At 74.2% G+C, this 25,459-nt stretch carries 25 protein-coding genes and 1 pseudogene; 15 read left to right on the top strand and 11 right to left on the bottom strand.

Going from position 1 to position 25,459, the window contains the following annotated elements; translation table 11 throughout:
* Positions 1-251 precede the first annotated feature (251 nt).
* Together ACL02U_RS27205 and hpnR are read left to right on the top strand one after the other, a co-directional pair.
* On the top strand, positions 252-1,472 hold the full coding sequence (locus ACL02U_RS27205; protein WP_412793600.1) for a Rieske 2Fe-2S domain-containing protein: 1,221 nt from the start codon (positions 252-254) through the stop codon (positions 1,470-1,472).
* Entirely contained in the window at positions 1,411-2,904 is a 1,494-nt protein-coding gene (gene hpnR / locus ACL02U_RS27200; protein ID WP_412793599.1) for a hopanoid C-3 methylase HpnR, read from the top strand. Before ACL02U_RS27205 ends, hpnR begins: the two co-directional genes overlap by 62 nt.
* 157 nt (positions 2,905-3,061) lie before the next feature.
* On the opposite strand, the gene ACL02U_RS27195 is transcribed toward hpnR, so the two are convergent.
* From ACL02U_RS27195 to ACL02U_RS27180, 4 genes are all read right to left on the bottom strand, one after another.
* Positions 3,062-3,502 (bottom strand): PRC-barrel domain-containing protein, encoded by a 441-nt coding sequence (locus tag ACL02U_RS27195; RefSeq protein WP_412793598.1) that lies wholly within the window; start codon positions 3,500-3,502, stop codon positions 3,062-3,064.
* A 2-nt stretch (positions 3,503-3,504) separates the two neighbouring features.
* Positions 3,505-4,071 (bottom strand): PRC-barrel domain-containing protein, encoded by a 567-nt coding sequence (locus tag ACL02U_RS27190; protein ID WP_412793597.1) that lies wholly within the window; start codon positions 4,069-4,071, stop codon positions 3,505-3,507.
* Complete coding sequence (locus ACL02U_RS27185) at positions 4,068-4,211, bottom strand: hypothetical protein (RefSeq protein ID WP_412793596.1); 144 nt, start codon at positions 4,209-4,211, stop codon at positions 4,068-4,070. Before ACL02U_RS27185 ends, ACL02U_RS27190 begins: the two co-directional genes overlap by 4 nt.
* 327 nt (positions 4,212-4,538) lie before the next feature.
* Positions 4,539-4,928 (bottom strand): MarR family winged helix-turn-helix transcriptional regulator, encoded by a 390-nt coding sequence (locus ACL02U_RS27180; protein ID WP_412793595.1) that lies wholly within the window; start codon positions 4,926-4,928, stop codon positions 4,539-4,541.
* A 502-nt stretch (positions 4,929-5,430) separates the two neighbouring features.
* Here ACL02U_RS27180 and ACL02U_RS27175 point away from each other — a divergent pair.
* The 7 genes from ACL02U_RS27175 (at position 5,431) to ACL02U_RS27145 (ending at position 10,342) form a co-directional block, all read left to right on the top strand.
* A complete protein-coding gene (locus ACL02U_RS27175; RefSeq protein ID WP_412793594.1) occupies positions 5,431-5,718 on the top strand; it encodes an ArsR family transcriptional regulator in 288 nt (95 codons plus the stop codon).
* A gap of 179 nt (positions 5,719-5,897) precedes the next feature.
* Entirely contained in the window at positions 5,898-6,359 is a 462-nt protein-coding gene (locus tag ACL02U_RS27170; RefSeq protein ID WP_412793593.1) for a fluoride efflux transporter FluC, read from the top strand.
* On the top strand, positions 6,356-6,736 hold the full coding sequence (locus ACL02U_RS27165) for a DUF190 domain-containing protein (RefSeq protein ID WP_412793592.1): 381 nt from the start codon (positions 6,356-6,358) through the stop codon (positions 6,734-6,736). The genes ACL02U_RS27170 and ACL02U_RS27165 overlap by 4 nt, the downstream gene beginning before the upstream one ends.
* Positions 6,733-7,107, top strand: coding sequence for a fluoride efflux transporter CrcB (crcB, locus tag ACL02U_RS27160; protein WP_412793591.1), 375 nt, complete (start codon positions 6,733-6,735; stop codon positions 7,105-7,107). Before ACL02U_RS27165 ends, crcB begins: the two co-directional genes overlap by 4 nt.
* Before the next feature lie 241 nt (positions 7,108-7,348).
* A complete protein-coding gene (locus ACL02U_RS27155) occupies positions 7,349-8,185 on the top strand; it encodes an undecaprenyl-diphosphate phosphatase (RefSeq protein ID WP_412793590.1) in 837 nt (278 codons plus the stop codon).
* A 141-nt stretch (positions 8,186-8,326) separates the two neighbouring features.
* A complete protein-coding gene (locus ACL02U_RS27150) occupies positions 8,327-9,058 on the top strand; it encodes a FadR/GntR family transcriptional regulator (RefSeq protein ID WP_412793589.1) in 732 nt (243 codons plus the stop codon).
* Positions 9,059-9,325: 267 nt separating this feature from the next.
* A complete protein-coding gene (locus tag ACL02U_RS27145) occupies positions 9,326-10,342 on the top strand; it encodes an asparaginase (protein ID WP_412793588.1) in 1,017 nt (338 codons plus the stop codon).
* Between the two features lie 370 nt (positions 10,343-10,712).
* Here ACL02U_RS27145 and ACL02U_RS27140 read toward each other — a convergent pair whose 3' ends face one another.
* Positions 10,713-13,067 carry a sulfatase-like hydrolase/transferase gene (locus ACL02U_RS27140; protein WP_412793587.1) on the bottom strand — a complete coding sequence of 785 codons (2,355 nt, stop codon included), beginning with the start codon at positions 13,065-13,067 and terminating at the stop codon, positions 10,713-10,715.
* A 464-nt stretch (positions 13,068-13,531) separates the two neighbouring features.
* On the opposite strand from ACL02U_RS27140, the gene ACL02U_RS27135 reads away from it, so the two are divergent.
* A complete protein-coding gene (locus tag ACL02U_RS27135) occupies positions 13,532-13,939 on the top strand; it encodes a hypothetical protein (protein ID WP_412793586.1) in 408 nt (135 codons plus the stop codon).
* A gap of 81 nt (positions 13,940-14,020) precedes the next feature.
* Here ACL02U_RS27135 and ACL02U_RS27130 read toward each other — a convergent pair whose 3' ends face one another.
* The 3 genes from ACL02U_RS27130 to ACL02U_RS27120 all read right to left on the bottom strand — a co-directional run bounded on the left by ACL02U_RS27130 (position 14,021) and on the right by ACL02U_RS27120 (position 16,137).
* Positions 14,021-15,028, bottom strand: coding sequence for a TIGR00341 family protein (locus tag ACL02U_RS27130; protein WP_412793585.1), 1,008 nt, complete (start codon positions 15,026-15,028; stop codon positions 14,021-14,023).
* Between the two features lie 89 nt (positions 15,029-15,117).
* Positions 15,118-15,432 carry a hypothetical protein gene (locus ACL02U_RS27125; RefSeq protein WP_412793584.1) on the bottom strand — a complete coding sequence of 105 codons (315 nt, stop codon included), beginning with the start codon at positions 15,430-15,432 and terminating at the stop codon, positions 15,118-15,120.
* 75 nt (positions 15,433-15,507) lie between these two features.
* The gene (locus tag ACL02U_RS27120) at positions 15,508-16,137 is read right to left on the bottom strand and encodes a hypothetical protein (RefSeq protein WP_412793583.1); all 630 of its coding nucleotides are present in this window, start codon (positions 16,135-16,137) and stop codon (positions 15,508-15,510) included.
* A 221-nt stretch (positions 16,138-16,358) separates the two neighbouring features.
* On the opposite strand from ACL02U_RS27120, the gene ACL02U_RS27115 reads away from it, so the two are divergent.
* The 3 genes from ACL02U_RS27115 to ACL02U_RS27105 all read left to right on the top strand — a co-directional run bounded on the left by ACL02U_RS27115 (position 16,359) and on the right by ACL02U_RS27105 (position 20,409).
* Positions 16,359-17,288: a glutaminase gene (locus ACL02U_RS27115; protein WP_412793582.1), complete on the top strand. Its 930-nt coding sequence runs from the start codon at positions 16,359-16,361 to the stop codon at positions 17,286-17,288.
* A 335-nt stretch (positions 17,289-17,623) separates the two neighbouring features.
* The gene (gene mptB / locus ACL02U_RS27110; protein ID WP_412793618.1) at positions 17,624-19,024 is read left to right on the top strand and encodes a polyprenol phosphomannose-dependent alpha 1,6 mannosyltransferase MptB; all 1,401 of its coding nucleotides are present in this window, start codon (positions 17,624-17,626) and stop codon (positions 19,022-19,024) included.
* Positions 19,021-20,409 (top strand): glycosyltransferase 87 family protein, encoded by a 1,389-nt coding sequence (locus ACL02U_RS27105; protein ID WP_412793581.1) that lies wholly within the window; start codon positions 19,021-19,023, stop codon positions 20,407-20,409. The genes mptB and ACL02U_RS27105 overlap by 4 nt, the downstream gene beginning before the upstream one ends.
* 83 nt (positions 20,410-20,492) lie before the next feature.
* Here ACL02U_RS27105 and ACL02U_RS27100 read toward each other — a convergent pair.
* From ACL02U_RS27100 to ACL02U_RS27090, 3 genes and pseudogenes are all read right to left on the bottom strand, one after another.
* A pseudogene (locus tag ACL02U_RS27100) lies at positions 20,493-21,326 on the bottom strand (D-alanyl-D-alanine carboxypeptidase family protein); the annotation flags it as partial.
* A 98-nt stretch (positions 21,327-21,424) separates the two neighbouring features.
* Positions 21,425-22,567, bottom strand: a complete 1,143-nt coding sequence (gene rho, locus ACL02U_RS27095; RefSeq protein ID WP_412793580.1) for a transcription termination factor Rho — start codon at positions 22,565-22,567, stop codon at positions 21,425-21,427.
* Between the two features lie 842 nt (positions 22,568-23,409).
* The gene (locus tag ACL02U_RS27090) at positions 23,410-23,808 is read right to left on the bottom strand and encodes a nuclear transport factor 2 family protein (RefSeq protein WP_412793579.1); all 399 of its coding nucleotides are present in this window, start codon (positions 23,806-23,808) and stop codon (positions 23,410-23,412) included.
* A 70-nt stretch (positions 23,809-23,878) separates the two neighbouring features.
* Here ACL02U_RS27090 and ACL02U_RS27085 point away from each other — a divergent pair, with 70 nt between their 5' ends.
* Both ACL02U_RS27085 and ACL02U_RS27080 read left to right on the top strand, forming a co-directional pair.
* The gene (locus tag ACL02U_RS27085) at positions 23,879-24,442 is read left to right on the top strand and encodes a PadR family transcriptional regulator (RefSeq protein ID WP_412793617.1); all 564 of its coding nucleotides are present in this window, start codon (positions 23,879-23,881) and stop codon (positions 24,440-24,442) included.
* A gap of 5 nt (positions 24,443-24,447) precedes the next feature.
* Complete coding sequence (locus ACL02U_RS27080) at positions 24,448-25,194, top strand: class I SAM-dependent methyltransferase (RefSeq protein WP_412793578.1); 747 nt, start codon at positions 24,448-24,450, stop codon at positions 25,192-25,194.
* Positions 25,195-25,459 lie beyond the last annotated feature (265 nt).

The raw sequence follows: 25,459 nt of genomic DNA, 5'->3' as shown, positions 1-25,459 counted from the left end.
GCGTCCGAGGCTCCACGCGGCCGAGCGGGTCCGGCGCGTGGAGCCGCGCTGCCGCGTCGGATCCCACGGCCACCGCACGCCCCCGGGACGTCCGCCGTCCCGCCCTCACCCCTTCGGACGCGCCGGACGGGCCGACCGCGGCAGGCGGTGCGCAGGATGGGGAGCGTTGTGCCCCCGCACGGCACCGGCCCCCGCCGGTGTCCGGCGGGCGGCGTCCAGTCCGTACCGGCGTTCCCGGCTGAGGGAGGGGTATGACCGAGACCGAGTCCCATTCCGCGTCCGAGTCCGACGCGGCCGGCGGCGTCCGGCACCCGGGCCGCCGAGCCCCGGACGCCGACCGGGCCGACCTGCGGCGCGTGGGGGCGCACCCGGACCACTGGTACCCCGTGGCGCTGTCCAGGAGCGTGCGCCGGGGGAAGGTGCGCGCGGCGACCTTCGCCGGCCAGCGCATCGCGGTGTACCGCGGCCGCGGCGGCACCGTCCACGCCCTGGAGGACCGCTGCGCCCACCGGCAGGTACCGCTCAGCATGGGCGTGGTCGAGGGCGACGTACTGCGCTGCTGCTACCACGCCTGGGCCTACCGCGGCGACGGACGCATCTCGCAGATCCCCTACCTGTCCAAGGGGGACGGCCGGCCGCCGCGAGGAGTGCGCGGCTACCCGGTCCGCGAGGCGTACGGCCTGGTGTTCGTCTTCCCCGGCGATCCGGAGAAGGCCGACCGCACGGCACTGCCCGACCTGCCCGCGTTCGGCTCCCCGGACTACCGGACCATGACGTTCTCCCGGACGGTGCGCTGCCACTACTCGTTCATGCACGAGAACCTGCTCGACATGAACCACCAGTTCCTGCACCGGGGAGTGGTCGGCAGACTCCGGCCCGAACTGCTGGGATACCGGACCGCCGCGCGGTCGGTGGAGGCCGAGTACCGGTTCACCCACGCCGGCGGCAAACGCAACCGCGGGGCGAACCTGCTCGCCGGCGAGGGTCTCGGCGGCAGCGACTCCAGCGACGTGATGACCATCCGTACCGAGTACCCGTACCAGACACTCGATCTTGTCCCGCAGGACTCCGAGCGGCACTCCTTCCGCCTGTGGGCCGCCTACGTGCCCGAGGACGCCGAGCAGCGCACCTGCCGCGCCTACGGCCTGCTCATGATTGCCAAGCCCGGTGTCCCCGGCGTGCTCCCGCTGGCCTGGCCGCTGATCAGGCGCTTCACCGAGCGGGTGTTCGCCGAGGACCGGATGGCCGTGGAGGCCGAGCAGCGGGCCTGGGACGAGCAGGGCGGTGACCGGAACCACGAGGTGTTCCCCCTGATCCTGGACGTCCGCGAAGTGCTGCGCAGCAACGGAGTTCCGCTGGTGGGCCACGGCGCCGCACCGGACGGCGAACGCACGAACCATCGAGGTGACCATGCGCCTGCTTCTCGTCCACCCCAGTGCCCTGATGTACTCGGAGATCTTCCTGAGACTTGAGCCGCTCGGCCTGGAGCGCGTGGCCGGAGCGGCCCGCGCCGCGGGCCACGAGGTGAGGATCATCGACCTGCAGGTGACCGGTGTCCGCGAACTGGCCCGGGAGTTCGCCTCGTTCCGGCCCGACGCGCTCGGTGTCTCCCTGAACTACCTGGCCAACATCCCCGAGGCGATCGGGCTCGCGCACGCGGCGAAACGCTCCGACCCGCGCTGCTTCGTCTTCTTCGGCGGGCACAGCGTCTCCTTCGTCGCCGAGGACGTGCTCGAACAGGCCGAGGGAGCCGTCGACGCGGTGGTGCGCGGCGAGGGGGAGCCCGCCGTGGCCCCACTGCTGGAGGCCCTGCGGGACGGAGGCGTGGACGGCGTGCCCGGTGTGGTCACCGCGGCGGGCCGCGGTCCCGAACCGCGCATGCTGCACGGGATCGACAGCCCCCTTCCGGCCCGCGACCTGATGCGCCACCGGCGACGCTACTTCATCGGTGAACTCGACCCGTGCGCCTCCATCGAGTTCACCCGCGGCTGCCCGTGGGACTGCTCGTTCTGCTCCGCGTGGACCTTCTACGGCCGCAGCTACCGCAAGGCGTCGCCCGAGGCGGCGGCGGCGGAACTTGCGGGCATCCGCGAACCCAACGTCTTCATCGTCGACGACGTCGCGTTCATCAGGCCGGAGCACGGCCACGCCATCGCCTCCGAACTGGAGCGCCGCCGGATCCGCAAGCGCTACTACCTGGAGACCCGCAGCGACGTCCTGCTGCGCAACGAGGAGGTCTTCCAGCGCTGGACCCGGCTCGGCCTGCGGTACATGTTCCTCGGCATGGAGGCCATCGACGCCGAGGGGCTGGATCTGTTCCGCAAGCGGGTCAGCCCCGACGAGAACTTCCGCGCCCTGGAGGTGGCGCGGAAGCTAGGCATCAACGTGGCGATCAACCTGATCGTGGACCCGGCCTGGGACGAGGAACGCTTCCGCCTGGTGCGGGAGTTCGCCCTGTCGGTGCCGGAGATCGTGCACCTGACGGTGATGACGCCGTACCCGGGTACGGAGATCTGGCACACGGAGTCCCGCAGGCTCACCACCCGCGACTACCGGCTGTTCGACATCCAGCACGCCGTGGTGCCCACCACGCTGCCCCTGGACGTCTTCTACCGCGAACTGGTCCGGACCCAGGCGGTCATCAACCGCAAGCACCTGGGCCTGCGCACGGCGTTCGGCGCCCTGCGGGTGCTGGGCGGCAACCTGGCGCGGGGCCAGACCAACTTCGCGCGCATGCTGTGGCAGTTCAACCGGGTCTACAACGCGGACCGGCAGATCGCCGACCACCGCCGCCCGGTGCGGTACGAACTGCCGCTGCCGCGCCATCTGGACGTCGCCGACCGCCGCAAACTCTACGTCCACAGCCGCCCGGTCGGCAGGCGGGACGCCAGGCGGTCGGAGTAGGCGGTCCTCCGTCCCCGACCCTCCGTCCCCGACCCTCCGTCCCCGGCCCTCCGTCCCCGGCCCCCCGTCCCCGGTCCGCCGCGCGTTCCCGCCGCGCGGCGGGGACCCGGCCCGGTCTCCGCTGCGCCGGTGCCCCGGGTGTGCGGCCGCGCGGGGGTCAGCGGCCGCCGGCCACCACCACCGCGTAGCCGCCCACACCGAGAAGCTCCTCGCCCGGGATCCGCTCCTCCTCCGTCAGCAACTCGACGACGCGCCCCGACTCCTCGTCGAACTCCAGGTCGACCACGGTGCCCCTGGCGGCACCCGTCTCGGTGAGCACCACCTTGCCGAGGGGATCGTGTGCCGGGTGGGCGTCCGCCTCGGGCTCCACGCCCTTCTCCTCGCGGATCAGAACCGCTTCCTCCACGGCGACCGCGTCCGGACCGAAGGACCGCACGTCCGGCCAGTGCAGCGTGCGGTGCCCGCGTCCCCTGCGCCTCAGGCGCAGCGCGGTGATGCGCGCCGGGGAGGGTGCGACCGTGCAGGAGGCGACCGTCCCCACCGTCTCCGCCGTCTCGAGGTCCATGACGTCACGGCCCTCGGCCTTCGTGAACAGCACGGTCAGTCCTCCTTCGACTCGCCGGGCAGGTGCTCGCGCAGACTCCGCGCGGCGGCGCCGAATCCGCTGATGTCGCCCGCACTGTGCCCGGCGGTGGCGTCCGGGACGAGTACCCGTTCGTCGGAGACGGTGACCGGCCCGGCCACCGGCAGCAGGACGCGCCGGTGCTCGCCGGTCTCCACCTCGTACCCCGCGACCACCGGCGTCCTCCCGGACTCGACGACCGCGTCGGTGACGGTGCCGAGCCGGGTCCCGCCGCGGGTCGTGACCGCCAGGCCCAGTACGTTCCCGCTGCCCGGCTGCGACGCGCCCGAGAGGTCGGCCGACTCGTCCTCCAGCGCGCTCTCGTCCCGCACCATCACCGCGTCCGGGCCGAGCGCGTGCACGTTCCCCCAGGGCAGGACCTGGTGCAGGGGGCCGGCCAGCAGTCCGCGGCCGGCGAGGGTGAAGAGCCGGATACTGCCCGTGGACGCGTCGAAGACGATGTCCTTCACCTGTCCCAGATCGTTCCCCGCCAGGGTGACCACCGGCTTCTTGGCGATCTCGTTGGCCCGCAGGTAGGAGGTCATGACCGCTGCCCTCCTCGCCGGGTACGGCCGCCCTGGGCGATGACCCCGCCGGACCGCCGCCGCGCCTGCAGCGACAGCAGGAGACCCGCCGCGGCCGCGACGATCACGACGGCGATGATCAGCCAGATCCACCATTCCATTCCGGCACCCCTTCCACTTCGGCACCGCTCTGCCCGCGCCCTTGCTCGTGACGGGGGTCGAGTACCCCGTTTCCGGGGCACTGCCCGGGATGCCGCGGTCCGAGGCCCGCTTCCGCACGTCGTACGGGGCCTCCCGGCGCCGGACGCGCCGCCGCTCCCGTGCCGGGAGCGCGCCGATCGGCAGGAAGGGGGCTCCGCCGGGCCATGTGACGTGGGGCAACTCGAAGCAACTCGAAGCAACTCGAGGAAAGCGGAGAAGGGGCGGCCGCCCAGGCCTGCCGCGGCGTGCCGGGACCCCGGCCGGGGCTCCGGGCGCCGTACCGCGGATCAGCCGTCGAGCATCCGCTCCAGCACCTGCCGCTGGAGGGGCAGTACCTCGCCGTGCAGCCGGCGGCCCCGGTCGGTGAGGGCGACGTACACGCCGCGCCGGTCCTCCGCGCAGACCGAGCGCACCACGAGGCCGTCCTTCTCCAGCCGGCCGAGGAGCCGGGACAGGGCGCTCTGGCTCAGGTGCACCCGACCGACGAGACTCTGCACGCGGCAGCCGTGGCCCTTCCCGGAGCCGGTGGACGCGAGGACGTCCAGTACCTCGAAGTCGCTCGCGCCGAGCCCGTGCGGATGCAGCACGCGGTCGATCTCGCACATCGTCCGCGCGTGCACGGACAGGATGTCCCGCCAGCGTTCCTCGAGCCGGGTGCCGGCCGCCTTCACTGCCATACCCGCACCGTACACCGATCACCTCGGTCGTTGACTGTGCAACTAATGCGTCGTCCCCGGGGGCGACGACCGCCTCGGGCGGGGGAGTCGACGGGGCGCGGCGGCGTTCCCGCACCGGGCCGGGGCGCCGTGCGGCGGCTTCTCCGATCCGACGGGTCGGGCCGTACGGCCGCTCCTCTCCCGCTCCTCTCCCGTCGTACCCCGCGGCGCCGGCCCAGGACGCCGTCGCGCGGCCCGTCGCAGGCCCCGTCGCCCTGCCCGTCGCACGGTCCGCGGCACGGCCCGGTACAGCCGTCGCGCCGGGGTCGCCCCCGCGCCGGGCAACCGGGGGCGGCCCCGTGCCGGGCGACCGGGGTGGCCCCGCGGAGGGCCGACGGCTCCTTCCGGCAGGACGTTCGGTACCGGACAAAGGACCTCAAGCCCCGGACAGTCCGGCTCGCCGCGCGGAAAGCTGGGAGGACGCGCTGCGAGTCAGCCGGACGGAGTGAACGGAGGGGGCGCGATGCTCAGGATTCCCAACGGCGATCGGCGGCTGACCATCCTCGAGCGGCTGAAGGACCCGGCCGCCCATTTCCCGCCGCCGCGCCACGGCGACCCGGTCGCGGACGGCGTCACCGCGGACGGCGTGGCCGCGGCGCTCGGCGTGTCCCGCAGCGTCGCCGAGACCGACCTCGCGCTGCTCGCCGGCATCGGGCTGCTGAGCGTCAGGCGCATCCGGCGCCATGCGCACTACCGTCGGGACGAGATACGGATCGACGCCGTGGCGCGCATGTTCGAGAAGGGCTGGTGACCTGCCCGGCTTCCGCACCCGGAGAGCCCGTCCCCCCAGCCCGCGCCGCGCCCCGGCGTCTCCCCCCGAGGCCACCCCCCGCGGCGTGACCGCGTCCCGGCCGGGCGCTACCCTGGTGCCCGGCCGTGATCACCCCTCGCGGTGCTTCGGAGGGGGCACCAGCAGGAGACGTACGAGAGATGACAGCCCCGGAAGCCGAGAGCCTCCGTGCCCGGCCCTCAGCCCGGCGGCAGCCCGCATGGCGCGCCCAGGCGCCCGTGGTCGCCGCCGTCGCACTCGGTGGCGGGGCGGGCGCCGCGGCCCGGTACGCGGTCTCCCTGTCCTCGTCGGTCCCCGCCGGCGGTTTCCCCTGGCCGACCTTCTGGACCAACGTCGCCGGCTGCGCGGTGATGGGCGTCTTCATGGTCCTCATCACCGAAGCCGTCGCCGCGCACCGGCTCGTCCGCCCCTTCGTCGGCACCGGCGTCCTCGGCGGCTTCACCACCTTCTCGACCTACGCCGTCGGCCTGCAGCAACTGGTCGACGGGGGCCACGCGGGCACCGCGCTGGCCTATCTCGCCGCGACCCCGCTCGCGGCGCTCCTCTCGGTGTGGGCCGCCGCCGCGGCGACCCGCCGCGTCCTGACCTGGAGGCAGCGATGACGAGGCTGACCGGCAGCGCCCTGCGTGTGACCGTGTTCGTCGGTGAGAACGACACCTGGCACCACAAGCCCCTCTACAGCGAGATCGTCCACCGCGCCCACCGGGCGGGTCTGGCCGGCGCCAGCGTCTTCCGCGGCATCGAGGGCTTCGGAGCCTCCTCCCTCATCCACACCTCGCGGCTGCTGTCCCTCAGCGAGGACCTGCCGGTCGCCGTCGTGATCGTCGACACCGAGGAACGGGTGCGGGACTTCCTGCCGCAGCTCGACGAACTGGTCTCCGAAGGACTGGTGATCCTCGACGACTGCGAGGTCATCCGCTACGTCGGCCGGGAGGGCGAGTCGGGTGGCGCGGACGGGAAGGGCGAGACGCGGTCATGAACTGGCTGTTGGTCGTCGCCGGCGGGATGGTCGGCGCCCCGCTGCGCTACCTCACCGACCGGTCGGTGCAGACCCGGCACGACTCGGTGTTCCCCTGGGGCACCTTCGCCGTCAACATCACCGGCTGCCTCCTCCTCGGTGCCCTCACCGGCGCCGCGGTCGCCGGTGCGGCGGGATCGCATCTGCGGCTGCTGCTCGGCACCGGGCTGTGCGGGGCGCTGAGCACCTACTCGACGTTCTCGTACGAGACGCTGAGGCTGACCGAGACCGGGGCGCGCTTCTACGCCGCCGTCAACCTCGTCGCGAGCATCGCCGCGGGGCTCGGCGCCGCCTTCCTCGGCGTCACCGTGGCACGCGCGGTCTGGGGCTAGCCGGTGGTGCGGAAGCCCTGTGCGGTTGCCGTGCGGAACTTTCGCGCTACCCTCCGGGCCCCTGTCGGGAGGGCCGTGAGGTGCCGGACGCGTGCCGCCGCGCGGCGGGCGCGCCGCCGCCCCGGACGACCGGCCCCGCACGGTCTGCCCTGCGCAACCGGCCCTGGGCGACCGTCCTTCGCCCGCCTGTAGTAAGACTGTGCCCGCCGCAGTCGCCTCTCCTTCAGAAGAACTGGATCACATGAGCGCCATCAGCGTCGGTCAGGCCGTCGTCCTCGGAGTCGTCGAGGGGGTGACCGAGTTCCTGCCCGTCTCCTCCACCGGCCATCTCAAGATCACCGAGGGGCTGATGGGCATTCCCGTCGACGACGACTCCGTGGTCGGGTTCTCGGCCGTCATCCAGGTCGGCGCCATCGCCGCCGTGCTGGTCTACTTCTTCAAGGACATCGTGCGGATCCTCTCCGCCTGGGTCCGCGGGCTGCGCGACAAGGAGGAGCGCTACCACCACGACTACAAGTTCGCCTGGTGGGTGATCTACGCCACGCTTCCCATCGTGGTCGTGGGGCTCGCGGCGAAGCCGCTCATCAAGGGGCCGCTGGCCTCGCTGTGGGTGGTGGCGGGCTCGCTCATCGTCGGCTCCGGCGTGATGTGGGCGGCCGACCAGATGGGCCGGCACAAGCGCGGTGAGGACGACACCTCGCTGAAGGACGCCATGCTGGTCGGCACCTCGCAGATCCTCGCGCTGCTGTTCCCCGGCTTCTCCCGCTCCGGCGCCACCATGTCCACCGCCCTCGTCCTCGACCTGGACCGGGTCGCCGCCACCCGCCTGTCGTTCTTCCTGGGCATCCCCGCCCTCACCGGCGCGGGGATCTACGAGCTCAAGGACGCCCTCGGCGCCGGGGTGGGCGCGGCCCCGCTCGTCGTCGGCACCGCCGTCTCCTTCGTCGTCGCCTACGCCTCCATCGCCTGGCTGCTGAAGTTCGTCGCCAAGCACTCCTTCAACGCCTTCGTGGTCTACCGCATCCTCGTCGGCCTGCTGCTGTTCGGCCTCCTCGGCGCCGGCGTCCTCGAAAGCTGACTCCGGCAGGGGCCCTCCAGGGGGCGTGCGGCCGTCTTCCGGGCCCGCACGTCCCCTGAGCCGTTTCCCCCGCCTCGGGCACACCCCGTACGCGGACCGGCCGGCTTGACAGTGCCGGACCGCCACCCGCACGATCGCACCGTGAACCTGTCAGACAGCCAGACAGCCGGTCCCCTGGCGCCGCGCCCCACCGCCGCGGAGGCCGTGCTCGGCCACCTCCGCGCAGCGATCGAGCGGGGCGAGTACACCGTCGGCGACAAGCTGCCCTCCGAGGCCGAGCTGTGCCGCACCCTGGAGGTCTCGCGCCCGGTCCTGCGCGAGGCGCTGCGCGCGCTGCAGACCATGGGGCTGACGGTCTCCCGCACCGGCAGGGGCACCTTCGTCGTGGCGTGCTCCGTCCAGGACCCCACCTTCGGCGACTACGCGGCCGGCGACCTGCTGGAAGCCCGCCGGCACGTCGAGGTCCCGGTCGCCGGCTACGCGGCACTGCGCCGCACCCCGGAGCACCTCGACGAGCTCTCCCGACTGCTGGACCGCATGGAGCGGGAGACGGACACGGCGGCCTGGGCGGCACTGGACACCCTCTTCCACCTCAACGTGGCCGAGGCCGCGCAGAACCCGGTGTTCCGCCGGATCATCGAGGAGATCCGCGACGCGCTGGCGCGCCAGTCGGCGTTCCTCGACGAGCGGGGCGGGCGGCGCGCGCACTCCGACCGCGAGCACCGGGCGATCCTCGCGGCGCTGGCCGACGGTTCCGAGCACGACGCGAGGAAGGCGATGAGCCACCACCTCGACCGCGTCCAGGCCGCGCTCACCGACATCGTGCGCCCCGGCCGCGCGGACGCACCCGCGGAAGGCGGGCCGCGGACATGAACGCGGACACCGCGGACCTCCGCCTGCCCGCCCCCGTCCGGAACGGCCACCCCGCCGGCGCCCCCGCCCCCGCCCCGCTCGCCCCGCACCATCCGACCGGCGCCGGCGCCGGCCCTGCGGGAGGACGGCGCCACCGAGGCGTGTCCGCCGCGCCCCGCCGGAGTGCCGTGCGCCGGACGTTACGCGGTCCCGGAGTGCGCACCCCCGCCCCGGCCGCCGCGCGTCCCGCGCCCGCGGTCCCACCCTCCCGACAGTGACCAGGCAGTGATGACCAGTACCTCTTCCGCGGCCGCACCCCCCGTCCGCGAACCCGCCCACGTCCCCGTCGCCCACGTCGTCCGCGCGGAGCTGGTCGAAGGCGTCCACCACGGTTCCGTCGTCGTCCTCGGCGCGGGCGGCGCGGTCGACTTCCACCTCGGGGACATCGAGGTGGCGTGCTACCCCCGCTCGGCGCTCAAGCCCGTCCAGGCCGTCGCCATGGTGCGGGCCGGGCTGCCGCTCGACGGGGAACTGCTGTCGCTCGCCGCCGCCAGCCACTCCGGTGAGGAGTGCCACCTGGCCGGCACCCGGCGCATCCTCGAACAGGCCGGCCTGGCCGAGGAAGCCCTGCGCAACGTCCCGGACCTGCCGTTCGGCGCGGCCGTGCGGGACGGATGGACCAGGGCGGGCCGTCCGCCCTCCCGGCTCGCCCAGAACTGCTCCGGCAAGCACGCGGCCATGCTGTACACGTGCAGGCTCAACGGCTGGTCCCTGGAGGACTACCTCGATCCTGGCCACCCGCTGCAGAAGACCATCGCCGGGACCGTCGAGGAACTGACCGGCCAGCGGGTCGCCCGCGTCACCGTCGACGGCTGCGGTGCGCCGCTGTTCTCGGTCTCCCTGCACGGCCTCGCCCGGGCGACCGCCCGGATCACCACCGCGGCCCCCGGCACGCCGGAGGCCCGGGTGGCCGACGCGATGCGCCGGTATCCCGAGACCGCCTCGGGGACGGGCCGGGACGTGGCCGGTCTGATGCGGGCCGTGCCCGGCCTGCTCGCCAAGGACGGCTTCGAGGGTGTGCAGGTCGCGGCGCTGCCCGACGGCCGGGCCATCGCCGTGAAGATCGCCGACGGGGCGGACCGGGCCCGCGTGCCGGTCTCCGCGGCCGCGCTCGTCCGGGCCGGCGTCGACCCGGCCCGGCTCACCGCCTTCGCCGGCGAGCCGCTCCTGGGCGGCGGGCGCCCCGTGGGCCGTGTCCGACCGGTGCCCGCACTCGACCCCGGTACTCCACCGACCGGCGGCTGAGCCTCCCCGCGGCCCGCCGAACGCGCCCGGCACCCGGCGGAGCGGTGCCGCGGCGACCGCGTCCCCGGTCGGACGTCCGATGCACGTCCGGGCGGGCGGCAGGGGCCACCCCGCGCCGCGACCCGCCCCGGCGGCAGGGGACACCCCGCGCCGCGACCAGCCCGGGCGGCACGGTCACCCCGCGCCGCCACGGCACCGACGGACATCCAGCCCGCACGACCGCGCTCCGGACACCGCCCCGGGGCCCCGGTCGCCATTACGGGCCGAGCGCCGGTCACCGACCCGGGCCCCACCCCCAATGCCACCCGGGCCGGCTGCCGCCCGGCCCCACCTGCGCCCCTCAGCCGGTCACCACTCCGCCGATCACCCGTCAGTCGACCATGAACCAGCCGCGTACCTGCGCCTCGTGATCGACGTAGCGTTCACCGGAGACGTCGACGACGACCTTGTCGATGGTGCCTCCGGTGAACGGGAACGGCCCCTCGTAGTCGGGTGTGACCGGAGACGCGTCGTCCCGGCCCACGCAGATCCCGTCTCCGACGATGCAGAAGTTTCCGGGCTGCGTGACGATGTCGTGGCTGCCCACCGCCTGGTCGTCCACGTAGAGGGTGAGGGTGCCGACAGCGCCGGGCCTGGCCTCGTCGGTGCTGCGGCCGGCGGCCGCGAACTCGGCGGCGAGCAGGTGCTTGCCCGGTGGGATCTCCCGGTCGCCGTCAACGACCTGGAGGTCGCTTCCCACCCAGTTGTACGCGTAGTGCAGGCGGTGGTCCTTGACGTAGAGGCTGTGGCCGCCGGCCACGCCTCCGTGGGCGTAGAGCACGCCCGCCGCGTCGGTCGAGTCGACGTCCACCCCGGCGGCGATGGTGTACGACCGGCCGCTGGTGACCACCCCGGACTGCTCGGGCACCGCCGCGGAGTCGGGGTAGTAGACGTAGCGGTCGCGGTCCGGCGAGCCGTGCGGGCGGTCGGCCAGCACCTGCTCCAGTGCGGTGCGGTCGTCCAGGGGCAGGCCGTTGTAGATGCCCGCGTAGTAGTACCAGAGGGCCTTGAGGGTCTCCAGCCGGGCCGGCTCCCGTGCGGCGAGGTCGTGGCACTGGGCCCGGTCCGAGGTCAGGTCGTACAACTCCCACACGTCGTGGCTGAAGTCGCCCCAGCCGCTCAGCGGCGGGTGGACCGTGCAGGCCAGCCACCCCTCGTGGTAGAGGGAGCGCTGTCCGAGCATCGTGTAGAACTGGGTGCGCCGCCCCGGCGCCGCGGGATCGGTGAGCGAGGCGCGGAAGCTCTCGCCCTCCAGCGGTGTCTGCGGGTAGCCGTTCAGCGTCTCGGGCGGTTCGATGCCGAGCAGTTCGTAGACCGTGGGGACGACGTCCACCGCGTGGACGTACTGCTCCCGCACCTCGCCGCGGGCCTCGATTCCGGCCGGCCAGGCGACCAGGCACATGTCGGCGACGCCGCCCTCGTAGCCGGCCCAGCGCTTCCAGTACGGGAACGGCGTGTCCAGCGCCCAGGCCCAGCCGGTGTTGTAGTGGTTGTACGACGACGGGCCGCCGAGTTCGTCGATGTGCTCGAGCGACAGCGCGGTCGGCGTGTTGAGCCCGTTGAAGAAGCGCCACTCGTTGAACGTCCCGTTCGGTCCGCCCTCGCCGCTCGCGCCGTTGTCGGAGACGGCGACGATGATCGTGTTGTCGAGTTCGCCGGAGGCCTCCAGGAAGTCGATGACCCGGCCGAGCTGTTCGTCGCTGTACGAGACGTATCCGGCGAACACCTCGGCCATCCGGACGAACAGCCGCCGGTCGTCGTCGCTCAGGTCGGCCCAGGGCCGGACGCTGTCCAGCATCGGCCACAGTTGGCCGTCCGGACCGGTCACCGCGGGCTCGCCGTGCGGGTTGATCGGGGAGAGCTCGGTGTCCTCCGGCAGCAGGCCGAGTTCCTTCTGCCGGCGCAGGATTCGGGGCCGGATCGCCTCGTACCCCTCGTCGAAGACGCCCCGGTACCGGTCCGCCCACTCCTTGAAGACGTGGTGCGGGGCGTGCGCCGCGTCGAGGGAGAGGTACATGAAGAAGGGCTTCTCGGGCCGGACGGCCTTGGCGTCCCGGATGAACCGGATCGCCTGGTCCGAGAAGTCCTTGGCGATGTGGTAGCCCTGCTCGGGGGTGGCCGGCGGCGCCACCGGGTGGTTGTCGTGGATCAGATCCGGGTACCAGCAGCTCGACTCGCCGCCGAGGAAGCCGTAGAAGCGCTCGAAGCCGCGTCCCAGGGGCCAGCGCCCCTTGTACGCGGCCATGTTCGTCTCATCGCCGGGAGTCAGGTGCCATTTGCCGACGCAGTACGTGTTGTAGCCGCGCTCGCCCAGGACCTCGGAGAGGAATCCGTTCTCGAACGGGATGTGCGTGGAGATGCCGGGGAATCCGGCGCTGAACTCCGCGACCGTCGCCATCCCGTTCGACGTGGCGTTCCGGCCGGTCAGCAGGGAGGCCCTGGTCGGCGAACACAGGGCCGTCGTGTGGAAGTTCGAGTAGCGCAGGCCCATGTCGGCGATCCGCGACATCGTCGGTGTCCGCACCGGACCGCCGAAGCAGTCCATCGTCCCGTAACCGACGTCGTCCCACACGACGAACAGCACGTTCGGGGCGTTCTCGGGTGCCTCCGGTGGGAGGAAGGGCGCCCAGTCCGGTTGCGCGTCACGGATGTCCAGGGCGACTTTTCCTCTGAAGGGCTTGGCCATGGCATTCTCCTCCTCACGCCCGACGCGGCTCCCGTGCCCGGCGCAGACCGTACGTCGCCCCCACGATGGCCCGGGGCGACCGGCGGCGCCTCACCCGGTGCGGGTGACGGAAGACTCCGGCTCGGCCGACCGTCCCTCGCGATGCGCGGCGGACGGGACCCTGCGGGGGCGCGCGAGCGGCCGCGCCACGGAAGTGAGTGCGCGGGTCGGGGCGTGCGGCGTCCTCGCCGGGGAGAGCGCGCGGCCCGCCGCGGGCCCGCCCCCTCGCCGCCTCCACCCGCCGCGGGGTGGCCGACCCGCCGGGACGCGATCTCACCCGCTACGGGTGATCACCTGCCGGTGACGGCCGCGCATCCTCGGGGAGCGGGTGCGGGACGCCACCGCGCCGGTGGCGGCACGGTCCGCCGACCAGGAGAGGTCTCACCGGCGGGCCGAGTGCCCGCCGGGGGAGTGAGGAAGCGACCATGACCACGATCACGAGCAACCAGCGCCGCACGAGCGAGGGGGCGGCGGGCGGACTGGTGACGTTCGCCGCCGTCATGCTGTTCATCGCCGGAATCCTGGATCTCTTCCGGGGCATCATGGCGATCGCCGACGACAACATCTACGTCGCCACCCCCAACTACATCTTCAAGTTCGACCTGACCAGCTGGGGCTGGATCCAGCTGGTCCTCGGAGTGATCGCCATGGCGGTCAGTGCCGGCCTGTTCACGCGCGCGCTGTGGGCCCGCGTCGTCGGCATCGCCATCGCCGGACTGCTGGTGATCGCCAACTTCCTGTCGATCCCGTACTACCCCGTGTGGTCGATCGTCCTGATCGCTCTGTACGCCTTCGTCATCTGGGCGCTGAGCGTCGTGCAGCGGGAACCCTGACGGTCCGCCCTCGCCCGTGCGGCGGGAACCCCGGTCGTCCGTCCCCGGCCGTCCGACGTGAGCCCGGTGCGCGACCGGCCGTCAGTTCCCCACGCTGCCGACGTCGAAGCGCTGGCCGCGCATCGTGTCCACCACGATCGGCACGCCGTCCGGGACCTGCCCCTGGAGGCGGTCGAGCAGCCCCTGAGTCGGTGGGATGTCCCCGGGGACGCGGACGCGGACGTGCACCTGGATCGTCCGCGACGCGACGTCGACACTGGTGACGGACGCGCCCGGAGTGTCGGCCAGCCACTCCTCCGCCGCGGTCTTGGTGCGCGCGGTCCAGGTGTTGATCAGGAGGGTCAGCGCGGTGTTGGCCGCCAGCGGCACGAACACCACGACGAACAGGACGACCATGGCGGCGAAGGTGCGGCGCGCGGGCCGTCCGGCGGCCGCTTCCTCCTGCGTGTCGTAACTGAGGGCGGCGAAGACCACCATGCCGCCGAAGACCAGCGCGAACAGGTTGGACACGAAGAGGACCAGGGCGCCCAGCGCGAGCCACCCCGACAGGCGGCCCGCGCACACCCCGGTCACCACCAGGGGAGGGACGAGGGAGATGGCGATCGCGACGCCGGGCAGTACGGCGGCGACGTCCCGGCGGGCCAGCGCCACCGCGCCGGCGAAGCCGGTCGCCAGCGCCGCGATCAGGTCCATCAGCCCCGGCGACGTCCTCGACGCGATCTGGCTGTTGGAGAGCAGGTCGTAGTTCGCCGGGAGTGCCAGGGAGAACACCAACCCGACCAGGACCACCAGCGTGCACGCGGCCAGCACGACCTTGGCCGATCCGGTGCGCCGGCGTTGCACCGATCCCAGTGCGATGCCCATGATCGGCGTCGACAGCGGTGCGATGATCATGGCGCCGATCACGGTGGCCGTCGAGTCGGTGAGCACGCCGCCGGCCGCGATGACCGACGAAAGCGTCAGCATCGTCCAGAAGGCCGAGCGCTTGGACCGGGTGTCCCCGAAGGACAGGTCCAGCTCCTGTGTCAGCTCTTTGAGCGAGCGGCGCTGGGAGGCCGGGAGGACAAGGGTGCGCACTCGCAGGGGCATGTCCTCAAGTAACCACGGCCCCGGGGCCCGCGCTGCGCAGGACACGGGGGGAGCGGCCAGGTTCAGCCTCGGGGGTCGGGCGGGCGCCGTCAGGCCTCTTCGAGGGCCTCGCCGAACTCGCGCAGCATCCGACCGTGATGGCTGTGGGCGAGCTGGTGTCCGACTCCCAGGACCAGCGCCACCGGCCACTCGATGATCTCGAACGCGGCCAGTGCGCCGACGCCCGCGAGGAAGGCGAGCTGCTCCGGCGGAGGGAGTTCGACGCGTGCTCCGCACAGGCCGATCGTCACGCTGTGCCGGGCGACCGCGTGGTCGGCGGCCTCGCGTGCGGTCCTGGCGTCCCGGCCCGGGACGCGCTGCCGGAAGGAGCCGTCCAGGCGGGGGGTATCGGTCGATGCGGTCATGGCTGGCCATCCGTTCCACCGTCGGTCGCGGACCCGCCGACGGCGTGTTCCGGCGCTGTGCTCTCCCTCACCACCCTAGCCACGGCGGGTGGACGGCGCAGCGCGGCGCCGGGAGCGGCCTCCGCTTCCCGGTGCCGCCGTCGGCGGGGCCGCCCTCAGATCGCTCACGAACGCGATCCCGTCCTGCTCGCGGTAGGACTCGGCGTCCCCGGTGACGATCAGGTTGCGGACGGTCACCCCGCCGGTGTCGTGCACCTCGATGCCGCGCGTGCCGGACGCCGCGATCGTCGCACGGCCGGTCCCGTACGACTCGACGACCACGGGCTTGCCGGCGTCGCCGGCGTCCCCGGCGCCGATGCTGAAAGTCCCCGGGAAGCGGGCGCCGCCCCGCAGCCTGAGCACGTCACCGGGACGGAACCGCATCGAGTCGGCGTGGGTGAGGGTGCGCCAGGCGGTCTCCGGTGTGCGGCCGCCGGCACGGTCGTCGCCGTCCGGGCTGACGTAGAACGTCCGTCCGCCCTGCGCGTTGTCGCGCACCGGCACGTGCGGGGCGGGCATCCGGCACCCCGCCAGCAGCAGCGCCGCCGCGCACAGGGCGGCCGCGGCGCCTACGCGCGGACCCCGTGCGAGCAGGGGCCGGCCGGCGTCCCCTGCTCGCCGCTGTCGACCGGTGAGCGACGTGCATGCGTTCCGTTGGCGCGACATCTCTCCTCGCCCCTGGGACGGACCGGGCACCGAGCGGGCGCGATCCGTCGGACTCCTCGGAGCACAGCCTGCCGTCCCGGACCGCGTCCGGGCAGGTGAGCACGCGGGCGGCGGCCCGTGTCACGCCTGATCGGCGGCGTCACCGCACCCGGCGGGAGGAAGCCCGGGGCGCCGGCGCGCGGGCGCCCGGCCCGCCGCGCGCGCCCGCACGGCCGTGCGGCATGATGGCGATCATGGCTCCGCAGTTCCAGTCCGTCCTCGACCGCATCGCCGGCGAAGTCGAACGCACCCCGGGCCGCGGCCGCCCCGCGGACTACATCCCGGCACTCGCGGCCTGCGACCCCCGCCGCTTCGGCATGGCCGTGGCCGAGCCGGACGGCACCGTGTACGGCGTGGGGGACTGGCGCGAACCGTTCTCCGCCCAGTCGATCACCAAGGTCTTCACACTCGCCCTCGACCTGGCTCGCGAGGGCGACGACCTGTGGGACCACGTGGGCCGCGAACCCTCCGGCAACCCGTTCAACTCCCTGGTCCAGCTGGAGTACGAGAGCGGCATCCCGCGCAACCCGTTCATCAACGCCGGTGCCCTGGTGGTTACTGACCGCCTGCACACCCGCACCGGTGACGCGGCCGGTGAGCTGCTCGCCTTCCTGCGTGCCGAGAGCGGCAACCCCGGGCTCGGCTTCGACGAGGACGTCGCCGCCTCGGAGACCGCGCACGGCGACCGCAACGCCGCCCTCGGCCACTTCATGTCGTCGTACGGCAACATCGACAATCCGGTGCCGGAGCTGCTCGAACAGTACTTCCGCCAGTGCTCGGTCAGCGCCTCCTGCGCCGACCTGGCCCGCGCGACCGGTTTCCTGGCCCGGCACGGCATCCGCGCCGACGGCAGCCGGCTGCTGACCCGCAGCCAGGCCAAGCAGGTCAACGCGGTGATGCTGACCTGCGGCACGTACGACGCGGCCGGGGAGTTCGCCCACCGCGTCGGCCTGCCGGGCAAGAGCGGCGTCGGCGGCGGCATCATCGCCGTCGTGCCGGGCCGGTGCACGCTGTGCGTGTGGAGCCCCGGCCTGGACGAGCGCGGCAACTCGGTGGCCGGCGTGGCGGCCCTGGACCGTTTCACCACGCTGACCGGCCTGTCGGTCTTCTGATCCCCGTTCGCGGGCACCCGCGACGCCTCGTGCGGCCGCGCGGCCGGCCTCACGGGGTCCAGCCCGCCCGCATCCTGCCGCACGCGACCCGTCCCCCGTATCCCGGCCGCAACGGCCGGAGCCCGCCCGGCGGGTGCGCCCCCGGCGCCCCCGGCGCGTGCCGCCGGGGCCGCCGGCGCGTGCCGCCGGGGCCGCCGGCGGCACCCCACCCGGCGTGTGGTCGGCCCCCGGTCCTCCGGGACCGGCCGCGCTCACCCGCCGGTCACGTACGGGCCGCCGGCCGGGAAGCGGCACGTCGCCTCACGGCCACCGAAGGACACCAGGCTGAGCGAGTGTTGGCCACGGCATCCCCTGTCCCGCTGCGCCGCTGCCAGCTTCTCGGCCTGGCCGGCACCGCCTTCCTCGCGCTCGGCGGGGAGAGCGCCGGCGCGCTCCCGGTGCGCGACATCCCGGCGCCTTCCTCCGCCCGCGCCGCAGTCGGTCTGGTCGGCGCCTACTTCGGCGTCGTCCTGCTGATCGCGGCCTGGGCGTCGCTCGGCCGGCTCGTGCACGGCGCCGGCCCGCCCAGCCCGCGCGCCCTGCTGCGGGTGCTGGCCGCCTGGGCGGCCCCGCTGCTCCTGGCACCGCCGCTGTTCAGCCGCGACGTCTACAGCTACCTCGCACAGGGCGCCATGGTCGACGCCCATCTGGACGTGTACACCCACGGCCCCGCCCTGCTCGGCGGGCCGCTCGCAGAGCAGGTGGCCCCGGTGTGGCGGCACACCGCGGCCCCCTACGGCCCGGTGTTCCTGGCCGCCGCCTCCGAGCTCAGCGCGCTCACCCGCGGCGAACTGCCCGCGGGGCTGCTCGGCATGCGGCTGCTGGCCCTGCTCGGCCTGGCGCTGATGGCCGCCGTACTGCCCCCGCTCGCCCGGCGCAGCGGCGGCGAACCCTCCGCCGCGCTCTGGCTCGGCGCCCTGAACCCGCTGGTCCTGCTGCATCTGGTCGCGGGCGCCCACAACGACGCCCTGATGCTCGGCCTGCTCGGACTGGGCCTGGTCGCAGCCCTCGGCGGCCGGCCGCTGCCCGCGGCCGTCCTCGTCACGCTCGCCGCACTGGTGAAGGCACCTGCGGCACTGGGCCTGGCCGCGGTCCTCGTCCTCCAGGTCCGGTCGGGCCGCAGCCCGCTGCGAGCCGCGTTGACCACCGGAGCGACGGCCGCCGGCACCACGGTCGCCGCGACCCTGGTGGCCGGGACGGGATACGGCTGGGTACGCGCCCTGGACACCCCCGTCTCCCCGGGCAACTGGGCCCCGACCAGCCTGCTCGGCCGGGTGACCGCCGCGCTGCTCATCCGGGTCGGCAGCGATCTGGCGCCACTCGCCGTGCCCGCCTGGCACCTGGCCGGCCTGGCACTGACCGCCGCGCTCCTGCTCGGCCTGTGGCGGCGGCTGCACCTGCGGCCGGTCTACGCGCTCGGGCTCAGCCTGGCCGCGGTCGCCGCGCTCGGCCCGGCGATCCGCCCCTGGTACGCGCTGTGGGGGCTGTTCCTGATCGCCGCCGCCGCACCCAGCGCGGGGGCGCGCCACCGCGGTGCGGCCGTGGCGGGGGTGCTCGCCCTCGCCGTGCTGCCCGGCGGCGGTCCGGCCGACCGCGGGCACCTGGTGCTCGCCGTCTCCGGCGGTGCGCTCGCCCTGGTGGTGCTCTGGCAGGCGCACCAGGTGTACCGGACCCCGGTCTGGGGGCCGGCGGCGTGAGGACCGCCCACCCCCGCGCGCCGCGCACCGACCGCGGCCGCCTGCTGCTGGTCGTCGCGCTCGGCTCCGCCGTGGCCGTCTTCACCGCGACCGTGCCGCTGCTGCGCGACTGGTTCGACCTGCGCGTCTACTACGGTGCGGTCGGCAGTTGGGTCCACCACGGCGGCCGCCTCTACGACTACCGGGTGCCCGGCACCGGCTACGGCTTCACCTATCCGCCCTTCGCCGCCGTCGCCATGCTGCCGATGGCGCTGCTCCGCTGGCCGGCCGCGGTCGCCGGCGCCCTGCTGCTGGACGCCGTGGCACTGGCCGCGGTGGTGCGGGTGCTGACCGGCCGGGCCTGGCGCCGCTACGGCTGGTACGGCGGCGCCCTGACGGTGTGTCTGCTCGCCCTGTTCGAGCCGCTGCGGGACACGGTCAGCTTCGGGCAGGTCAACCTGCTCCTGCTGGCGCTCGTGCTCGCCGACGGCCGGCTGCTCGCAACCGGCCGGGGCCGCGCGGCGGGCGCGGGGATCGGCCTGGCCGCGGCGATCAAGCTGACACCCGCGCTGTTCATCGTGCTGCTGCTGCTCGCCCGCCGCTTCCGGGCCGCCGCCGTCGCCGCGGCGGTCGCGGCCGCAGCGACGGGGCTGGCCGCTGTGCTGCTCCCGGACGCGTCCCGCTTCTACTGGACGGAGGCGGTGCGGGACACCAGCCGAGTGGGCCGCCTCGACTACGTCTCCAACCAGTCCCTGCTGGGCGTCCTCGCCCGGTCGGGCGAGCCGCACCGCGCGGTGTGGGCCGTGGTGGCACTGCTGGTGCTGTGCGTGTGGGCCCGGCGGGCGCGCGGTGCCGCGGCGGCCGGTGACTGGCGGGCCGCCTTCGCCCTCACGGGAGCGGCGGCCTGCCTGGTCAGCCCGGTCACCTGGGTGCACCACCTGGTCTGGCTGCTGCCGTCCTTCGGTGTGCTGCTGCACGCCGGTCGCCCCCGGACGGCCGCGGCTCTGTACGCGGTGCTGTGCAGCAGCGTCGTGTGGCTGTGGGTCGACGACGCCTCCGGCGTGTCCGGCTTCCTCGGCGGCAACGCGTACGCCTGGGTCGCGCTCGGCCTGCTGCTGGGGCTGCCGGTCCGTCAGCTCCCCGCGTCGGAGAGCTTCCCGCGCAGTACGAGCGCCACGGCGGCGGCCCCCAGTACGGCCGTCCCGGCGATCGCGGCCGCCCCGGACCAGCCGAGTCCGTCGACCGCGTCCGCCCAGCGGCTGCGGGACGACGGCAGGGACGCGGCGACGGGCGCCCCCGCGGGCCCGGCCGGCACTGCCTGGTCGTGCGCGGGCAGCGACCCCACCGGATCGACCTTCCCGGAGGCCGCGAACCCCCAGTCCAGCAGTTCGCGGGCTTCCTCGTAGACCTCGAATCCGCCGCCCGACTGCGGGTTCATCACCGTCACCAGCAGGGTGCGGCCGTCCCGGCGTGCCGCGGCGATCAGAGTGTTGCCCGCGTTGCTGGTGTAGCCGTTCTTGACGCCGAGCAGTCCGGGGTACTTGTCCACGCCGTCGGCGCCGGTCAGCAGCCGGTTGGTGTTCTGGATGCCGAACGAGTCGCTTCCCCGGCCGGGGAAGCGGGCGGTGGCCGTGCGGCAGTACCGGGCGAAGTCCGTGTTGCGCAGCCCGGCGCGCCCGAACACGGCCAGGTCGTACGCCGAGGACACCTGACCGGGGGCGTCGTAGCCGTCGGGGGAGACCACGTGGGTGTCGAGCGCGCCCAGCGCGCGGGCCTTGGCCTGCATGTGCTTTGCCGTGGCCCGCCAGCCGCCGGCCAGGGCGGCCAGGACGTGGACGGCGTCGTTGCCGGAGTCGAGGAAGACCCCGCGCCACAGGTCGGCGACCCGGTAGGTCTGGTTCTCGACCACACCGACCAGGCTGCTGCCCGGGCCGATGCCCTCGAGTTCCGCGGGCTTGACGGTGTGCCGCAGGCCGGCGGGCAGGGTGGGCAGCACGGTGAGCGCGAACAGGGTCTTGAGGGTGCTGGCCGGGGGCAGTTCGCGGTGCGGCCGGTGGGCGGCGAGCACGTCGCCGGTGCCGGCGTCGGCGACCAGCCAGGACAGCGCGGACACGTGCGGGACCCGCGGGGCTCCGGTGCGCGGCCGCACCTGGGTGCCGGAGCCGTGGAGCAGCTGGGGGCGCGGCCGGTCGGCCGCGGGTCGGCTCGGTGCGGTGTGCGTCCTTCCGGCGGCGGACGCCGCCGCGGGGGACAGCGCCAGGACACCGGTCACGCACAGCGTGCAGCCGGACCGCACAGCCCGGGAAATCAAACCGATAGTCATATGATCAACCTAGAAACGGGTCTGCGGTACGCCGAGCCGACCCGGCCGACGGCCCGTCGTGTACACCCGGATGCCGCAGGCCCCGCGTGCGGTGCGCCTCACCGCCGGGGCGGCGCCGGCCGGATCAGGCGCAGGAAGGCGGCGTTGTCGGGGGTGGCGCGCAGCCGCTCCAGCAGCGCCTCCAGATCGGCCCGGCCGTCACCGGCCCGCAGGGCGCGGCGAAGGCCGCGCACGGCCGCCGACACCTGCGGATCGAGGAGCAGTTCCTCGCGGCGGGTGCCGGAGGCGTCGAGGTCGACCGCGGGGAACACACGACGCGCGGCGAGGGCCCGGTCGAGGCGCAACTCCATGTTGCCGGTGCTCTTCAACTCCTCGAAGAACAGGTCGTCGGCGCGGGAGCCGGTGTCGACGAGCGCGGTGGCCAGCAGGGTCAGCGAGCCGCCCTCCTCGGCCGCGCGGGCGGCCCCGAACAGCTTCTTCGGGCCGAGCAGCGCGGACGCGTCCACGCCTCCGCTGAGGGTGCGGCCGCCGCCGCTCGCCGCGTGGTTGTGGGCCCGGCACAGCCGCGTCAGGGAGTCCAGCAGGATGACGACGTCCTCGCCGCGTTCGACGAGTCGCCTGGCCCGCTCGACGACGAGTTCGGCGAGCGCGATGTGTCCGCGGGGCGACCGGTCGAAGGTGGACGCGTACACCTCGCCGCGCACCGAGCGCCGCATGTCGGTGACCTCCTCGGGGCGCTCGTCGAGCAGCAGCACCATCAGCCGGCACTCGGGGTGCCGTGCGGCGACGGCGGCCGCGAACTGCTGGAGCAGCACGGTCTTGCCGGTCTTCGGCGGTGCCACGATCAGTCCGCGCTGCCCCTTGCCCACGGGGGCGAACAGGTCGGTGAGGCGGCCGGTCAGACCCGCCGCGGGGTGGTCCAGACGGAGCCGCTCGCGCGGGTGCACCGGTGTCAGGTCGCGGAAGTGCGGTCGGTCGCGCAGCCCCTCGGGTGCGCGACCCTCCACCCGGGCCACGTCCGTGAGGCCCTGCCGGCCGCCGGCCACGCCTTCGACGAGGTCGCCGGTGCGCAGTCCGAACCGCCGGATCAGCGCCTGCGGTACCTGCGGGTCCGCGGCCGAGGGCAACAGGCCGGCGGTGCGCAGGTGCGCCTTGCCGCTGCCGCCGATGTCGAGGACCCCGGTGACGAGCCGGGGGACGGAGGGAGCTGCTGCCGGGGGATGTTCGACTGTCGTGGTCATGGGGGCGGTCCTTTCGGCGGACGGTGGGAGGGGCGGGGTTTGGGAGGGTGCGGCCGCTGTGGAGCCGACGGCGCGGGAACGCGCCTGCCCGCGGCGGGAAGGCGGCCTCCTGCGGGACTGCGATGCGTCACCGTGTGAGGAGGCAGCGGGAAACCGGGTCGCCGGCCGTCATGCGGCTGGCGCGTCGGTGGAACGAGAAGAATCCGAACACGCGATCTCGGCGGGGAGTGCCTGCGCAGACGAAACGGTGTCCGTGTCCGCGGAGCCGGTGGTCGTGCAGTCCGCAGGACGAACCGGAGCGAGATCCGCACCAACGCCCGCGACGGGGCGTGCACAGGTGCAGTCGGCAGCGTAGCACGGGTCGGGATCGCACGCGTCGGATCGCACCGGGCCGGCTGCGGGTATCGCTCGGCGTGCCGCGGGGCGGGGGTGCGGGTCCCGGCGGCCGCGCAGCCGGCACGGTGCGTGTTCCGTTGCAGCTCGTGCAACTTCCCCCGGTGCCCGCCGGTTTCATCGCGGTGGGGGTGCGGGGAGTGGCCGTGAACCGACCGGGTTCCATCGGTGCCGCTCGGCGGCCGGCGCCGCGCCGTCGCGGAATCGGTGCCGGGGCGGCGCTCCGTGCTTCACCGGTTCCCGCCACCGGAGGCGACGTCGACCCCTCCCGTCGGGCAGCGGCCGCACGTTTCACGCGCCGGCGGGCGCCCCACGCCGGCGGGCGTCTCGCACCCGCAGGCCCGCAGCGTCCGCGGGCGTTCCACGCCGGCAGGCGTCCCGTGCCCGGACGCTCCCGCTCCCGATCGGGTCCGCGTTCCGCCCGGGGCGGGGCGGGCGGGGGTCCCGGCTCAGGCCCGGCGCTTCTGCGCCTCGGCGGCGATCCGGTCGAACCGTGCACCCATGGCCGCCGCGAGCGCCTGAGCGGCCGACAGCGGACGCACCATCACCGTCATCTCGTCGACGAGTCCCTCCTCGTCGAGATGGAGGAAGTCGCAGCCGCTGATCTCCCGGTCCCCCACCCGGGCCGCGAACACGAGCGCGTGGTCGCGGCCGTCCGCCCCGGCCAGTTCCCGCTCGTAGCGGAAGTCCTCCATCACCTGCGCGACCTCCCGGAGGATCGCCGCGGTGATCGCCTTGCCCGAGTACGGCGCGAAGACGACCGGGCTGGTGAAGACGACGTCCTCGGCCAGCAGCGCCTCCACGGCGTCGAGATCGCCGGACAGCACCGCCTCACGGAACGCGCGCATCGGATCACCTCGTATTCAAATAGTTGAGTAGGTGCCGATGAGAATAATCACCTGCTGCTACGGTGTCCACATGTCGCTGAAGTACGCCGTCCTGGCGGCTCTGCTGGAGGGCGAGGCCTCCGGCTACGAGCTGTCGAAGATCTTCGACGTCTCCCTCGCCAACTTCTGGCCGGCCACCCCGCAGCAGCTCTACCGCGAACTGGAGCGCCTGGCACGGCAAGGGCTGATCGAGGCGCGCGTCGTCCAGCAGCAACGGCGTCCGAACAAGCGGATGTTCACCCTCACCGAGGCGGGCCGGGCCGAGCTGCGCGGGTTCGCCGCCGAGCCGCCCCGGCGGCCGGCCGCGCTCCGCGACGAGCTCCTCATCAAGATCCAGGCCATGGACGGCGCCGACCCCGCGGCGACCCGCGCGCTGATCGAGGAGCGGATGGGCTGGGCGCAGGGCAGGCTCGACCGGTACCGGCGGGTCCGCGCCCGCCTTCTCGACGGCCGCACCGAGGAGGACTACCTGCGCGAGGCCGACCGGATCGGCCCCTACCTCACCCTGATGGGCGGCATCGCCTTCGAGGAGGAGAACCTCCGCTGGTGCGAGCGGGTGCTGGCCGTCCTCTCCCGCCGCGTTCCGCAGAGGTGAGGCGGATGTTCGGCCCCGACGGTCCCACCCTGCGCGAGCTGGCCGTACAGGCCCTGTCCTCCGTCGAGCACGGCTACGACCTGCTCGCCCCCAAGTTCGACCACACCCCCTTCCGCACCCCGGACGCCGTGCTGGACGCCGTCGCCGCGGCGCTGATCCGGACCGGACCGTACGAGAAGGGCCTCGACCTGTGCTGCGGGACCGGCGCCGGCACGGACGTGCTGGCCCGGGTGTGCCGGTCCGGCGTGACCGGCGTCGACTTCAGCGCCGGGATGCTCGCCGAGGCCCGTGCACGCAGGACCGGGCGCGGGCCTCGCCCGACCTGGGTGCGCGCCGATGCACGGGCGCTGCCGTTCGCGCCCGTCTTCGATCTGGTGGTGAGCTTCGGCGCGTTCGGCCACTTCCTTCCGCGGGAACTCCCCGGGCTGTTCGCCCAGGTCCACTCGGTTCTGCGTCCCGGGGGCGGCTTCGCCTTCCCGGTGCTCGCCCCGCCCCGCCCGACCGCGCCCCTGTACTGGATGCTGCTGGGCTTCGACGCGGCCATGCGGGTGCGCAACGCCGTGTGGAGACCCCCGTTCGTCATGTACTACCGGGCGTTCCGGCTCGGCGATGTCCGCCGCGCACTCGAGGACGTCGGCTTCCGCGTGGAGTTGCGGCCCCTTCCGGAGTTCGGCGACCGCCGGGACGGCAGTCCGCGGGCGCGGCTGGTGCTGGCCCGGCGTCCTCCCGCGGCGTCGACCGGCCGGGCATGACATCGCCGACTCGGCCGGACCGGCGGGCGCCTGCCGCCTGACGGGGCGTTTCCCGTCCGACGGCACGACTCCGGTGCGCATCCCCCGACACCGGGTTCCGGGCCGTGTGCGGCGAGGGCGGGGCGGTCGGGAGCGGCGGCCCGCGCCCGCGCCCGCCGCCCAGGGGCGCCCCGGGGGCGCGGTGACGGCGTGTGCCTCCGTGCCGCCGGACCGGCCTGCGCGCGGACCGATCCGGGGGGGGGGGGGGGGGGGGGGGGGGGGGGGG

It is taken from the genome of Streptomyces sp. MS06 (assembly GCF_047200655.1).
GTDB lineage: Bacteria > Actinomycetota > Actinomycetes > Streptomycetales > Streptomycetaceae > Streptomyces.
This window is presented reverse-complemented; position numbering and strand designations above follow the sequence as displayed.